Annotated in this window: 13 protein-coding genes; 2 read left to right on the forward strand and 11 right to left on the reverse strand. The window is 51.8% G+C overall.

The window, feature by feature from the left end; all coding sequences use genetic code 11:
• Positions 1-34: 34 nt before the first annotated feature.
• Genes ACYVIC_RS04010 through ACYVIC_RS04020 form a run of 3 tightly spaced genes read right to left on the reverse strand, consistent with a single transcriptional unit; the run spans position 35 to position 3,113 of the window.
• Positions 35-1,594: a phage tail sheath family protein gene (locus tag ACYVIC_RS04010; RefSeq protein WP_460857485.1), complete on the reverse strand. Its 1,560-nt coding sequence runs from the start codon at positions 1,592-1,594 to the stop codon at positions 35-37.
• Between the two features lie 17 nt (positions 1,595-1,611).
• Positions 1,612-2,535: a hypothetical protein gene (locus ACYVIC_RS04015; RefSeq protein WP_460857487.1), complete on the reverse strand. Its 924-nt coding sequence runs from the start codon at positions 2,533-2,535 to the stop codon at positions 1,612-1,614.
• Positions 2,532-3,113 (reverse strand): Pvc16 family protein, encoded by a 582-nt coding sequence (locus tag ACYVIC_RS04020; protein WP_460857489.1) that lies wholly within the window; start codon positions 3,111-3,113, stop codon positions 2,532-2,534. The genes ACYVIC_RS04015 and ACYVIC_RS04020 overlap by 4 nt, the downstream gene beginning before the upstream one ends.
• Positions 3,114-3,472: 359 nt before the next feature.
• Here ACYVIC_RS04020 and ACYVIC_RS04025 point away from each other — a divergent pair, with 359 nt between their 5' ends.
• Both ACYVIC_RS04025 and ACYVIC_RS04030 read left to right on the forward strand, forming a co-directional pair.
• Positions 3,473-4,447, forward strand: coding sequence for an FAD:protein FMN transferase (locus ACYVIC_RS04025; protein ID WP_460857490.1), 975 nt, complete (start codon positions 3,473-3,475; stop codon positions 4,445-4,447).
• Positions 4,448-4,575: 128 nt separating this feature from the next.
• Positions 4,576-5,343 (forward strand): substrate-binding periplasmic protein, encoded by a 768-nt coding sequence (locus tag ACYVIC_RS04030; protein WP_460857492.1) that lies wholly within the window; start codon positions 4,576-4,578, stop codon positions 5,341-5,343.
• A 7-nt stretch (positions 5,344-5,350) separates the two neighbouring features.
• On the opposite strand, the gene ACYVIC_RS04035 is transcribed toward ACYVIC_RS04030, so the two are convergent.
• The 8 genes from ACYVIC_RS04035 to ACYVIC_RS04070 all read right to left on the reverse strand — a co-directional run bounded on the left by ACYVIC_RS04035 (position 5,351) and on the right by ACYVIC_RS04070 (position 14,111).
• The gene (locus ACYVIC_RS04035; protein WP_460857493.1) at positions 5,351-6,151 is read right to left on the reverse strand and encodes a substrate-binding periplasmic protein; all 801 of its coding nucleotides are present in this window, start codon (positions 6,149-6,151) and stop codon (positions 5,351-5,353) included.
• Positions 6,152-6,250: 99 nt separating this feature from the next.
• Positions 6,251-7,828, reverse strand: coding sequence for a hypothetical protein (locus ACYVIC_RS04040; protein WP_460857496.1), 1,578 nt, complete (start codon positions 7,826-7,828; stop codon positions 6,251-6,253).
• A 10-nt stretch (positions 7,829-7,838) separates the two neighbouring features.
• Complete coding sequence (locus ACYVIC_RS04045; RefSeq protein ID WP_460857497.1) at positions 7,839-10,265, reverse strand: LamG domain-containing protein; 2,427 nt, start codon at positions 10,263-10,265, stop codon at positions 7,839-7,841.
• Between the two features lie 2 nt (positions 10,266-10,267).
• Positions 10,268-11,458, reverse strand: coding sequence for a hypothetical protein (locus ACYVIC_RS04050; protein WP_460857498.1), 1,191 nt, complete (start codon positions 11,456-11,458; stop codon positions 10,268-10,270).
• Positions 11,459-11,475: 17 nt separating this feature from the next.
• Entirely contained in the window at positions 11,476-12,426 is a 951-nt protein-coding gene (locus ACYVIC_RS04055) for an AgmX/PglI C-terminal domain-containing protein (RefSeq protein WP_460857500.1), read from the reverse strand.
• The gene (locus ACYVIC_RS04060; protein ID WP_460857502.1) at positions 12,423-12,953 is read right to left on the reverse strand and encodes an ExbD/TolR family protein; all 531 of its coding nucleotides are present in this window, start codon (positions 12,951-12,953) and stop codon (positions 12,423-12,425) included. The genes ACYVIC_RS04055 and ACYVIC_RS04060 overlap by 4 nt, the downstream gene beginning before the upstream one ends.
• Entirely contained in the window at positions 12,950-13,468 is a 519-nt protein-coding gene (locus ACYVIC_RS04065; RefSeq protein ID WP_460857504.1) for a biopolymer transporter ExbD, read from the reverse strand. Before ACYVIC_RS04065 ends, ACYVIC_RS04060 begins: the two co-directional genes overlap by 4 nt.
• Positions 13,452-14,111, reverse strand: coding sequence for a MotA/TolQ/ExbB proton channel family protein (locus tag ACYVIC_RS04070; RefSeq protein ID WP_460857505.1), 660 nt, complete (start codon positions 14,109-14,111; stop codon positions 13,452-13,454). Before ACYVIC_RS04070 ends, ACYVIC_RS04065 begins: the two co-directional genes overlap by 17 nt.
• Between the last annotated feature and the right edge of the window lie 3 nt (positions 14,112-14,114).

The following is a 14,114-nucleotide window of genomic DNA, read 5'->3' on the forward strand; positions in this document are numbered from 1 at the left end:
TAGCTCCTTTGTATGCCTATTCGTGGTCAGTTAATCAGGATTTCTGCATCTGCTGCTGGAAGGTAATTTCAATAAACTCGGCCGGCCGGATCAGCGCCACCAATACCGTTACCCGCAAAATGCCTTCGAGAATATCTTCTGAGGTCATGGTTTCACCCAGACCAACACTTACACTGAAAGCGTCTTCCGGTGAAGCGCCGGCTAAGCCACCGCGTTTCCAAATGCCGGTAAGAAAATTACGGATCATGCTTTTGATGGTGACCCAGGTGCTGGCGGTGTTATTTTCAAACACATAAGCTTTAGTACCCAGCCGGATAGATTCTTCCAGCATAATCATGGTGCGCCGCACACTGATATAGCGCCAGTCTAAGCTGTTACCATCCAGCGTACGGGCGCCCCATACCAGCGTGCCTTCGCCAATAAAGGTGCGAATAGCATTAACTGATTTGCCCTGAGTGCTGACGTTTAAATCTTCCTGTTCGTCGTGGCTGATATTCACCGCCGGCGACACCACCGCACTGAGGCTGACATTGGCTGGCGCTTTCCATACGCCCTTGGTGTTATCTACCATGGTATAAATCCCGGCCATCGCCGCTGCCGGCGGCAGTAGATTCAACATAGCGCGCATTTGGCCAATCAGTTGGCTGTACAGCGGGCTGATGGCTTTTAAACTTTTATGCAACAGCATTTGTTTGGCCATGCGCTCTGCGCTGTCCAGCGTGCTCCAGTCGGCACTGATATCAGCGATAGCATCGAGCTGTTGCTGCAGTTTTAGTTGCGCCGCTTTATCAGCCGCCGTAGCGGTGTCTGGCAGTTTTGGCAGCTCATCGGGCAGGTTGCGTTCTTGTTTTAACAGTTGCTGCAATAGCGCCGCCGGTGCCAGATTCTGATAACTCAAATCGCGCTCCTGCACTATGCTGGTGTTAAGCCACGGGTAATAGGCCGTCGCAAAATCCAGATAATTAATACCCAACTTGCCGCGGAAATTATCAATGCAATCACCATCGGGATGCTGGCGTGGTTTATAACCCTGCCAGACATCTAAAATGGCCACCCGGTTGCGCATCTTGCCACCGCAGTGTGCCAGTGCCGCCTGTTGCACGGCAATACAGTCGTCTTCGCTTAACAATACCGCCTCAGGGATCACCAGCATGGTTGGCTCTTGCTCTTTAATCAGCTGGTCGATACCCGCCATTAATTTTGCGCCTTCAATATCATCGCTGTAACTGCCAACAGAGACGATATAGCAAGGGCCACCACCGTTCTGATAAAACAGCATCATGGCGTAGTACAGCTGGTTTTTACCGCTATCATGACTTAGCAAATAGGACTTACCGGCAACGCTGAAGGTATTGTCAGCCGGTGCGGTAGCATCGGCTAAACCAAACATCGGTGTCGGTGCAAAGCCAAAATAATTATGAAATTCTGACATTGAGCTGATACGCATCGGCTGGTTAGTCAGTGATTTAGTGCCATTTAAAGCCCTTTCGGTATAGCCGATAAAAGCCGGCACTGCTGTTGCCACTTCCACTACTGAATTGGGAAAGGCATTTTTTTCTACGATATAAACGCCAGGCGTTTTCATCTGCCCCATGATCAGATCCTTTCTGGTTAATAGTTAAGGTATATTTCTGCTACGTTGCTTGGTACTCCGTTTACTACTGCCATGCCGCACTGCCCGGCTGCCGCCACCGGCAACCGTTTAATGAGGATTTTTTCGCTGCCACCGCTCTGGCTTACCAACGCAAAGCGATACGGGCTTTGCTGCGCCAGCGCCAACGGTCTTGTGGAATCAAAAACTTTGGCACTGCGGCCATTTGCCAGGGTGACATCGGCCTGTTGCACAAAGGGCGCAATCGCCTGTGCAGTTGCCTGCTCTGTTGCCTGTGCTGCGCTGCCCGACGTCAGATCGCGAATGCCCAGTGCTACGGCAAAATTGTCACCACAGAGGTAATAACGCCAGATACTGCGCCGGCTGCCAAACCTAAGCAGATAATGCTTAGCTGAGCTGGCATCTAACTGAGTGATATCTTGTGCCGTGATGCTAAGTGCCAACACCAGTACCGGCAGAGGTCGCTGCTGTAGTTCAGCCAGAGCGATAACTTTGCTGTCTGTACTGCTGATAATTTCAGCTGTACCAAGCTCTGCAGCCTGATGCAGGCGCTGCATCCCTTGCTGTACCCCTTGCAGCACCCCTTGCTGCATCCCTTGCTGCATCACAGTGGCCGCGCCAGTGTCGCAATACAGCAGCTGGCCTTGTTGTAATAACGGCTCGCTGTAGTTGCCAAACTGCGCATCGCGGCTGTACAACAAAAAATGCAGTTTGACCGGGCTAGCAAAACAGGCGGCAGCGATATCGCGCCGGCTGCTATCGAGCAGCAGCACGGCGCCTTGTTTTGTGGCTTTGAGTATCAGCTGGGCATTATGCAGCTGGCGGGCGCAGTCGGCATCCGGCACCAGGCTAGCCTGTTGCAGATAACCGCTACTGAAGTAATTATGCTGCAGCTGCAGATAGCATAAAGGCAGATAACTCATAGTCTGCTGCCTATATCACTAACCGGCTTACTCAGCAGGCTGCTCTGGCTGTAAATGTCAGCACCGTCAAAACTGACCATCCGTACCTTGTACAGCACCGACGGCAGGTACTTACCGCTTAACATGCCCCATAAATTGCTGGCATCCTGAATATTGAGGTTTTCCATATCCAGCACCAGGCGCTCAATTGCCGGGTCGATCTCGGGTAAGTTTTGCTGGGTAAAAAGCGGGTTACGCTGAAAAAAACTGATACTGGCCGACAATAATGTCAGGGCATCAGTGTAATTGGCCCCGTTAAAGTTTGCCGCCAGCATGACATATAAATTCAGATGCAGCGCCGGTGCGCTGTTAGCACTGCGGCTAAAGCCGGTGTCGAGCAGGCTGGGGTTTTGCCGCGACGCCGACTCTTTTTCTATACCCACCAAAAACAACGCCAGTTTATTATTGGCGTGAGTACAGGCACTGCCGTCGGCTTCATTTAAGTTCGACACCAGCACGATATCTTCAGCTAGCTTAAAATTCTGTCGCAAGAAACGGTTTAGTTGCCCCGCCAGTTGCGCCAACGTCTTCGCTATCATATTGTTTTTCCAGCCAAACGAACACCACACAGCCTTCATGGCTGTGAACGATACATCTTTAATCTACTAACAACTGACTGCTAAACAGCATGATGTTGATGCTGTCGATGTAGTCCTGATCTGCAACGGCGGTAAAAACAAATAACAAAAACAAACTGCGGTTATTTATACAAGCAGGGGTTATGACGCATTTAAAGATAGTGTCTGCGCAGGACAATGCAAACATATCGTAAATTTATCATCTGAAAATCGATCTTATTAAAATTTAGCATTATGGCAGGCAAACAAAGCCAGCCTGCCATTGAGTAAAGTTGCCAGCTCTGTAACAATGGCAGCAGTTTATTTACAGAGTTATTGTTATGCGTTTTTTCAGTTTGGCTCGCATCAGCCTGTATCTGGCGTTAGCTTTATTTGCTCACAGTGCCACGGCGCAGTGGCATCGCCAGGCGTTTCAAACACTGGGCACTCAGGCCTATATCGAATTGTGGACCGAAGATAAGGTGCAAGCCGAACAACTGTTCCTTAACGTTCAAGCTGAATTTGAGCGCATTAATCAGCTAATGAGCCCTTATATCAGCAGCAGTGAACTCAGCATACTTAATCGCAACGCTGACACTGCAGAAGTACAGGTGTCTGATGAGTTGTACCAGTTATTGCGTCAGGCACGGCAGGTGTCAGAGCTAAGCAACGGTGCTTTTGATATTACCTTTGCATCAGTTGGCTTTTATTACGACTATCGTGCCGGCAAAAAGCCCGATGCTACCCAGCTGATCCATCAACGTCAGTACGTCAATTATCAAAGTGTGCAACTGCTGGCTGATAACAAGGTACGCTTTGCTCAACCTGGGGTAAAAATTGATCTAGGCGGTATCGCCAAAGGGTATGCTGTTGAGCGCGCAATGAGGATCATTGCCAGCCAGAATATTAAACATGCCCAACTTACTGCGGGCGGCGACAGCCGGTTACTGGGTGACAAACGCGGCAAACCCTGGCTGGTAGGTATTAAACATCCACGCCAGGATGCTAAATACGCCGCAACCTTGCCGCTGCAAGATACCGCCATTAGCACCTCCGGCGATTACGAACGTTACTTTATTGAAGATGGCGTGCGTTACCACCATATTCTCGACCCCAAAACAGGCCAAAGTGCTACCGGCTTGCTCAGTGTTAGTGTTATTGGCGCCGACACCGGTCGCACAGATGCACTGTCTACTACGCTATTCGTATTGGGCTTACAACAAGGTATGCAACTGATAGAGCAAATAGCCGGTTATGAAGCGGTTTTTATCAGTGCCGACAACACCCTACACTTCTCTAGCGGTCTGGCGCAGTAAGGCATAAACCTAGCCAATAAAACACTGGGCAACAGCGCAACTTTGCAGTAAATTCTGTGTAAGGTAATTCAGTTCGGGTAAATAGCACTTCTATGCACTGGCGTTGTTGTCTGATATTGCTGTTATTAATGGCACCCGCTCTGCAGGCCGAGCCAGCTGCGCCCTGTAAGCTGCGTATGTCAGCAGAAACAGATTTCCCGCCACACTTAATTAAGCAAGACCAGCATTGGACCGGTCTCAGTGTTGAACTGATGCAAAAGCTGGCGGCAAAAGTAGGCTGTCAGCTCGAATTTATTAACAGCCCCTGGCTGCGGGCGATACAGCAAATTGAAACTGGCGAACTGGACGTATTAAGCCATTTGTCATTTACTGCGCAAAGACAGCAGCATTTTGCTTTTATCGGCCCGCATCATATTGAAGCCATTTATCTGATTGGCGAAGCGCAAAGCCTGCCGCAACTGCATGAATTAACCGAGCTTACTGAAAACATTGATCTGGGCCGCATTGCCACCTTACATGGCGCCTACTATGGCGAAGAGTTTTCCCGGCTGATGCAGGCGCCTAACTTTGCCCGCCAGTTAGTTATCATCAGCAGCATTCAGGATAAACTAGCGCTGCTTAGAGCGCATAGGGTGAATGCCATACTGGAAGATATTTCCGTACTGCGCTACTGGCAGCAACACCAGTATCCGCAGGCGACTAAGTACGAGCCACTGCTAAAAGTGTTTGAAAGTCCTGTATATTTTGGTTTTAGTAAGGCAGCATTGTCACCACAGCAAATAACGCAGTTGGTTAATGCCTGGCAGCAGTTACATGATGAAGGCGAGCTGACGCCGATATATCAGAAGTATCAAATAATCAATGCTGACAAGCTTACCCCGGCGCCGAAACTGTAGCGCTGGCTTAGCGCGTTAATAACGGTGCCGGCTCAGGTAAACTAATACGAAATTCTTCCAGCTGGTAGCGGCTAACAATAGACGCCAGACTGCCGTCATCATACAAACTTTGCCAGGCGTCGGCTATTTGCTGTAATTGCTCGGCGTTGAAGCTGGCGCGGCTAAAACCAAAATACACTGTGCTGCGGTGTACCTCAAATAACGGCAGGTAACCAGCTGTCGGTAATTCACTGCGGGTTTTCCAATAGTGGTAAGCGGTAATGTCTTCCAGCACACCATGAACCCGGCCATTCAGTAGTAGCGCCTGTTTATCTTCGTTACCACGGATAAAAACAAAACGGGTGCGGTTTTTCGCGTCATCTAAAATGCTGGCCAGCTCATCGCCGTAATAAGCGCCGTTTAATAACGCAACAATGCCAGAAGTGCCACGCTGCTTTAACTGACGGATATCGGTTAGGCCGCTAAACGCCTGCGGCACGCCAACCAGATAGATAATTTCCAGCTGATGCGGGCCGATAAAGGCAAAATGGCTGATGCGCTCCTGGTTGTAGCTTAAATGACTAAGTACATCCAGCTCACCTTGTTCAATCAGCTTTAGCGATCGCAGCCAGGGGCTATGAATAAACTCAAGTGAGCAGCCGAGCTCCTGCGCCAACCTCGCCAGTAAATCGACGTTCAGGCCACGCCAGCTGTCGCCGCTTTGCATAATATAAGGTGCAAAACTGGTCTCAATACCCATACGCCAATTGCACGCTGCTGCAGGTAAGCTCAGACCAGCCAGCACAATTAAAGCAAACAGCCGCTGCATAGTGCCTTTACCCGTTTTGCTGTATTGCGTTAACTATACACACCAGGCGGTAAAGTTGCCTGCCACAACGACAATATTTCTGCGGCTCGGGTAAGGCTGTCAGATTATCGGCGCAAAGGCAGTGATACGATCCTGACTGGCAGCATTACCCAGGCCATGAAATGGCGCTACCTCTGCCAGACGCCCCTGCTCGCCGTGCAGCGCCAGGTAATTCAGTAATACGGTTTGTACCAACAAATTCACGTTGTTTGCCGCTGCAGATGAGCCCGTTTCAACCGAGGCATCAGCGCGCATAAAGCCAATTTGCTGATGTCGCGCTTGCTCTGCCGGCGTTCCGCCCAGCAATGCAGGCCTGCCATTGGGGCTGTACACCAACATAAAAGAGGCGGCAGTTGACGAATTATCACCGGTCCATTCGCCTTTCCCCCGGCCAGACTCTGAGTCGTCAATGCGGCCATTACTGGCCACCGAGCCATCGCTATAGACATAGATCATTAGCGGCTGATTCATGCGTGCAGCGTATTCCAGACAGGCGCCGATACAACGGCCGGCACGTAGGTCACGCAACTCGCCGGTGCCGCGCTCACCCGTGTGATAATCGTAGCCACCAATAGTAATAGAACCGGCACCGGCAAAGCCATTGACGACCAGCTTCATCACTGAAGCCGTTTTACGAAACTCGGCATCCGCATTAAACTCAGCCACACTAAAAATGCCCGCGGCACCAACAATATCCGGATCCGCTGCCGGATCCAACGTGGCCGGGTTGCCAAAGCGATCAGCCAAATCAGCACTTTTTACATAACCACACCGCAGCAGCTCTTTAATTACCGCGTCCCGGCTGATATTGGTATTCACCCTGGCCAGTTTACTGTCGCTGATACGCTGCACCGACTCCATCACGGCCACGGCATCATTTTGGTTTAATAGGCCAAATAAATCGCCAACGTCGACTAAACCGGTCACATCGCTGGGCCGGTCGATTTTCGTTGGCCTAAGCTCCGGATTATAAAACTCCATCGGAGCCATAGAGTTGGCACCCGAGTCTGAGTTACGTGAACCGATAAGCGGCATTAATGAACCGCTGGCGCCGGCTTTGGCAATGGCATACATCGGGTTATGCGGATTATTGCCGGTATCGTTTTCTGAACGTGATGGCATTACCGCGCCGTTGGTCATCGCCTGAGTAGCCATGCTGGTTCTTTCTAAAATACCGGCCAGCATTTGGGAATCACTATGAAACGCCAGCCCAAGCTGGCTGTTAACAAAGCCAGCTGCCGGATCGGCACTATTTACCGCCTGCGGCACCATATCGGCGGGTAAGCCCAGCTTGCTGTAGCCTTGCACAGATAAAAAATCCAGCTGGCCTCCGGCACCGCCTACCAGCACATTAGAACCGGCAATATTGGCGCCGCCGGCTAAATCAAAACAGATAAACGGGATCTTACCGGCCCCCTGCACATTAATGCCGCACAGCTGTTTTAATGCTTCTAAGTCCGGCGATAAATCGGCATAGGCGTTACCTGGGTTGGCAAATAAGCCAAGCACCGAGCCACTGGTCAATACTGCGGCGCCGTAACTCATGCCACAGGCAATAAAATCACGCCGGCTTACCGGCTTGCTATGGCAAGCATGTAACAGCGGGCTGTCGGGGTGCAAAGCAGTTTTGCGTGTCATGTTATCTCTCCTACTGCAGCAGCAGTTCTGCGCTGGCCAATACTGCCGTACAAGCTGCTTTAGCTATTGTCCGGCTACGGTCGCTACTACAACCGCCGGCACAATTGCTTAGCCTGTGTATTAACGCGTCAAGCTCGGTTTCAACCTCAGCACGTGCCGCCGAAGTTGCGGGTGACAGTGGCATCAGCCGATCAAGTAAAGGTGTGGTAAAAGCACTGCGGTTAGCATCACTATATGCAATCGCCGGTTCGGCAGTAAAATCAACCTGCGGGAACCAGCTCTGGCGCAATGCTGTATCTTCAATCGCCGCATTGCAATACGCGATGCCTAACTGGGTAATCCCCATCTGCTGTGCCGAGACAAAGGTGTCAATACTGTCGCCGGCAGGCAACTGACGTTGTATGGTTTGATACACCGCCGCCACATTACTTTGCTGCTGCGCAACGCCGGTGAGGGCGCTCATACTGGCATGTATTTCAGCAAAGGTTTTAAGGCCAATATCACTGTTTTGCTGATTCTGGGCAATAATTTGCTGCAGCGGTGCCGTTGCTGTTGTACGCACATTTTCACGGTTGCCGATGCGCGCAAACGACAGAAAAAACTCGTCACTGGCAATGCCCTGTTCAGCGGCGATAATAGTGCCAAGTCGCGACAATGGCTGTGCTTCGTCCAGCGCAGTGCCGCCAGCCAGGCTAAATTGTTGCTTAAGCCAGGCTTGGCCGGTAACCACTTCTTTGCCGTTCAGCCCAAGTGCCATACCCGCTATTTCCAGGTTGTCATTCAGGCTTCTCCCTTGCAGATTAATCAGATAAGGCGCATTGAACAGGTACGAATAACTATCAAACTGCGCCACTTCGAATACGATGTAGCTGTCGGCAACATCGATCAGCTCGCCAACGCCAAATAACAGATAAAACTTTTGCCCTACACCAACACTGTAGTTTTGCCGGATCTGCGCCGCTGTCAGCGCCTTATTATGTATTGCCAGCAACCGCATAGTGCCCTGCCACTGCCGATTGCCGTTGGCTTCGTTGCCAATGATCAGCGCATAAGTGTCATCCCAGTTGCGCACCGCTGCGGCGCTGTCACGTGCGCCTGTATCTTCACCGTTAACATAAATACGCCGGCCATTGACCGGATCTTGCGTTAACACCACATGCTGTAAGGTTGCCTGCAGCACTTCGTCTGCATCTGCCGTACTGAGCGCCGGTATGCCGGCAAAATCGCTGCTTGCCGTGCGCAGCAAAAAATTGTAGTTGTACTGGCTCTGCCCCAGCGTTACATTGCGTTCAGTGTTACTGCCAGCATAGCTGACAATGGCCGCCGGGCCCTCCTGCGTAACATTGGCCGGCACTAGCCAGGCTTCAATACTCATTTCACCGGTGGCTGTAATTAACTGAGCCAGCTTGCGGCTGTTTTGCGTACTGGCCTGCGCCCGGCCTGAATTAATTTGCAACCCCCAGCCGGTAACCCAGCTGATGTCGCCCTGCAAGCTTAAATTGGCCGCCGGTTCAACCCCAGAGGTATCATAAGCAATAACGCCTTCGCCCGTCTTAAACTGATAAAACGCTATCTGATTGGCTTCAAAACGGCCACCGCTGGAGGCGACAACACCGTCAGCCAAGCGCAACGCTTTAGAAACTACCAACGCAGGGTCCAGTTCAGTTAACTCTACACTGGCAGCAATTTGCTCAATAGCGCTTAGCATTTCACTGGCGTTGGCGGCACAATCTGACCAGCAGTTATGAAACTCACCACCTAAACGGGCAACAAAACGCGATAATTCCGGCGTATCCAGGTTAATCAGTTTTCGACTGGCCGCATAGGCTGCTGCCACATTGCTGTCGGCAAAAAATGGTGACTGGGTTTGCGCCGCATCTGGCGCATGGCAGTTAACACAGTATTGTCGCAACAAAGGGTACACTGTACTGCTAAAAAGCGTTGGCTGCTCTGGTGGCACCTTACTGGCACCGGGCTCACGTATTGGCGGCGCTACCAGCGTTACTGTGGCCGCTTCGGTATCACTGCTATTGGCCCAATTGCGCAGCCACTGGGTTAAGGTGTCGGCACAGGCCGTGCTGCTGGCCAGCCAGCAGTTGTGGCCGCCGGCAACTTTTGTCACTAATAGCGACTGCGCCGGATCAGCCAGATTAACCAATGGCGTAACCGCGGCATAAGCCTGATTAATATCGTCATTGCGGGCAAAAAACGGCGCGGTGTTAGCCTGCACATGGCAGGCACCGCAACGGCTATTTAGTGCAACGTTATCCCACAGATTAAGTTTAAATAACTGAATATCGTCGGTTTGCGGTGCCGGGCCGGTGTAATTATTGTTATCTTCCTGCACCGGTGGCGGCGCATTTTGCTCAACATCAGCACCACCGCAACCGCCCAGCAACAGGCTGCATACGAGTATGGGCATGGCATAATATTTCATTGTCAGTCTCCCATACAGTAAATGGCTGTATCGGCAAATACCTGCTTCATCCGATAGCCGCTGGCTTTAAAGCTGTCAGTGATACTATGTAGCGCCGTCACATCACTGAGGCTTTGTGGTTCGCGTAAACATACGCTGCGAAACGCTTTTTTTACCTGACACTGGGCAAAAGCCTCGCTATGCGCCAACTCCTGGCCCAGGCTTTTCGCGCCATTGCCCTGCCCCGGCAAGCTGTTGTCCCAGCCAAGAGACTGGTTCTGACCTTCACGCCAGTAGTTTTGCCAGCTGTCATCCGGTGTATTAAAACCATAAGGGAAGGTGCCGGCATTAATATGATATTTCGGTTGCACCCGGCTTTGTGTCTGGCTATTTAACGTACCCGGCGCTTGATAAAAAATACGGCCATTAGTGCCATCCTCATCGCTAAACTGGTAGTCATAGTAAGCAAACGCCTGTGCCAGAGGGTCCATACCCGCGTGACAGGCAACGCAGCGATTATTAAAAATACGGCTGTCACCGCCCGGGCTGCGGCTAACATCCTGGCGAATGCGATCGGTTGGCTGGCTGATATCCTGCAACGGCTCTAAATCAGTGCACAACTGGCTCATCAAGGTAAAACGAAACATGGCGCGGTTGGTACCCAGATAAAAAAACGCTCTGGCAGCGGCGCGGCTGGTCATAACGCCGGCAGCGGCGTCAGCAGGAATTGCATTTAAGCTGCTTTGTGCCCGAGGTTGCAGATATTGCGCTAAGTCTACCGCCTGCTGCTCCAGCGCCAGATAATGCGCGTTGTTATCACTTTGATACGGCGGCAAACCTAAGCTGTCGGCACCCACATACAGAATATCGGTTTGCAATAACTGGCGGTAATCCACCTCATCACGCACCAAGCCTATCACGGTGGCGATATAGTCATTTAGTGGCTCAAATACATCCTGCTCACGGTTTGTTGCTGCGGCGGCAAACAACTTTAACGTGGTGCGGTAAAAGTCCGGATGCTGCATTGCCAGCTCAGCGGCGCCAGTAGCATCGCCGCTATCAAGCAACGCCTGCATCTGGCTTAACGTTGCCGCATCAGCGGGCACACCGGCCAGCCTGTCATGCAGGCGTTTTGCCTGCTCCAGTGAGCCAGCCAGCGCGGCAGAGCTGCACAACATCAGCATCATACTGACCATTTTAATAACCATACGCATTGATATTTACCTCCGGTTTAGCCCGGTAAGAACTCGACTGTCCAGGTTGAACGGGTCAGTGCCACTTGCGCCGCACCAAAATTGACGCCACGCAGTCGCAATGTCAGTTGCCGTTCCAGTTTGCTGTCATTTAACTCGCTGCGCACTATGCTAACGTCAGCAAGGCTGCCATCCGGGTTAATAATCAGCTCAAAAACCACCTTACCTTTTAACAATGGGTTAGTGCGTAAAGCGCGGCTGTACAGGGTATACAAACTACTTTTATTGGCCTCTAGTACGCGGCGAATTTCGGCTTCAGACCGGCCCTGACCACCGCCACTACCCGCATTGTCGCTGCGTGGCTGTGCATCTATGCGTCCGGTGGCGGATAAGCCTTTTAGCTCAGTTTCTGCCAGTGCTGTGGTGCCGGTGTCGGCCAGCTCTGAGCGGGCAATATCACTGGCAACTGCGGCAGCTTCAGCCGTGGCAAATGTCTTACTGGCTTCATTGCGCAGCAGGTTGCGATCGAGCTGGGTAGCCTGTTGCTCACCTGTGCTTTTCACCTGCGGTGCGCTGTTATTTAACTGAAAACTCTGTCGTAACGCGGCTAAATCGTCACGCATTGCCATTAAGCCGGCTTGCTCGGCCTGCTGGCGCGCCAACTGCGGATCTGGCTTAAGCTGTTCCGGCGTAGCCTCTACCGGTTTAGGCTCAGGTTTTACCGGCTCGATAATTTGCTCAGGCTGTGGCTCTGGTTCAGGTGGCGGCGGCGCTTTGCGCTCTTCAAGCAACACCCGCGCCAATTGTGGCGGTAACTGTTCTTGTAACTGCCGGCTACGTTCGGGTACCTGAAGCGCCGGCACCACGACGGCAATCAGCAGCCATAATAGCAGGCCAGCTAACAGCAAGCGGTAGAAGGTTTTATCCTCACTTTCAGCAGTCGGCGAGCGGGTAAACTGCCATGATGCAGCCATATTTAAACTGCTCATGGTGCCTCCGCCTCTGTTGCAGTGGCAGCTGTTAGCTCTACAGCAAGCGACAAATCCCGGTATTCAGTTGTGGCGCAAATGGCCATCAACTGGCGTAGCACCAGATAAGGTGTAGCGGCATCGCCCAGTATTGTCAGCGCCCTGCCCGTTGCCTGCTGTGCTGCGGTTAATGGCACAGTGCGCGTTGCCAGATAATTCAGCTCTGCCGTTAATGCCGCTGCGAGCTGTGGCTGCCAGACGCTGGCGTCTTGCTGCCAATCACCCTGCCACACCGGCTTACCTTGCACCAGTACGCCATTGGCTGTGATGGTCAGCATTACCTGCTCGGTGGGTAACTGCTCTGACACAGAGCGCGGCAGGCTGATATCCTTGTTACTTTGCAGGACCTTTACTTCTGATTGATTTACCATCAGGAAAAACACCAAAATGGTAAAAATATCCATCAATGCCACCAGGTTCAGTTTGCTGGCCTGCGCCAGTCGCTGATTTTGCCGTGCTAAGCGCTTAGCGCGAAATGACATCTTCATGGCGTGTCCTCCGCTGGCGGCAACTGGCCTAACGCAATTTGCGGAAACAATTCGGCATCCACCAGCTGGGCGGCGACTACCGCTTTAAAAGACCGCACGGTGTCCATTGCTGTGATCAGTGTCTGATAGTCCAGCTCATCCGGCGCCAGTATGCTGATGTCCTGCTTATCTATTTGTTTTTGCTGCAGGATCAGCTTCAGATCCTGTAGATACAGGCTTAAAGCGGCAAAATCATGTTGGCCCTGTTCGTTCAGCGCAAACACCCGCAACGGTTCACCGGCAGGGTAATTTAACCGCAACCTGTCAGCATGAATTTCCAGTTCCAGTTGTTGTGGTTGTTGCTGTTCTTGTTGCAATTGCTGCTCGCTGAGCGGCGGTAACTGAATATTCAGCACGCGGATCTGGGTAAATACCAGGCTGAGCAGCAATACCGGCACCAGCACGATCATCAGGTTCATAAAGGACGTGATATCAAGCTCTGCATCGGCTATGGCAGCTTTACGCCTTCTGAACATCCGCGCCACCTTCTGCTTTTTTTGCCAGACTGTTCATCAGCTTTATGCCAACCATTTCCATTGTATCGATAATACTGGCCGTTTTACCCTGTAACAATGAGTGCACAAACACCAAAGGTATGGCGGTGATCAAACCAAAAGCAGTGGTATTCATCGCCACCGAGATACTGGAAGACAGCAGGCTGGCTTTTTCTGACGGATCGGCATTTGCCACCGCAGAGAACGCGGCGATCAGGCCCATAATGGTGCCCAGCAGACCCAGCAAGGTCGCAACATTAGCCAGGGTTGCTAAGAAAGGCGTGCGCTTTTGCAATCGCAGGCTGTATTCCAGCACGACTTCTTCCATGGCATATTCCATATCTTCGCGCCGGTGCGATAACTGCAGACGGTTTACCCCGCTGGCGAGCATTGCCAACAATGGCGCAGCACTGCTGGCTGCCAGCTCGGTGATACGCAGCGTATCGGCTTGCGCTACGGCCCCCTGAACCTGATGAAATGCACGTTGGTTAACGCCGTAAACCGAGTGCAAAAACCACCAGCGTTCAATGGCAATCACCACGCCCAGCACCAGAATAAAGGCAATTGGGTACATAAAGGCACCGCCCTCTTGTAAAAACCGAATTGTGCCGTGAAAAAAATCCATCAA

Source organism: Rheinheimera gaetbuli, from assembly GCF_054781935.1.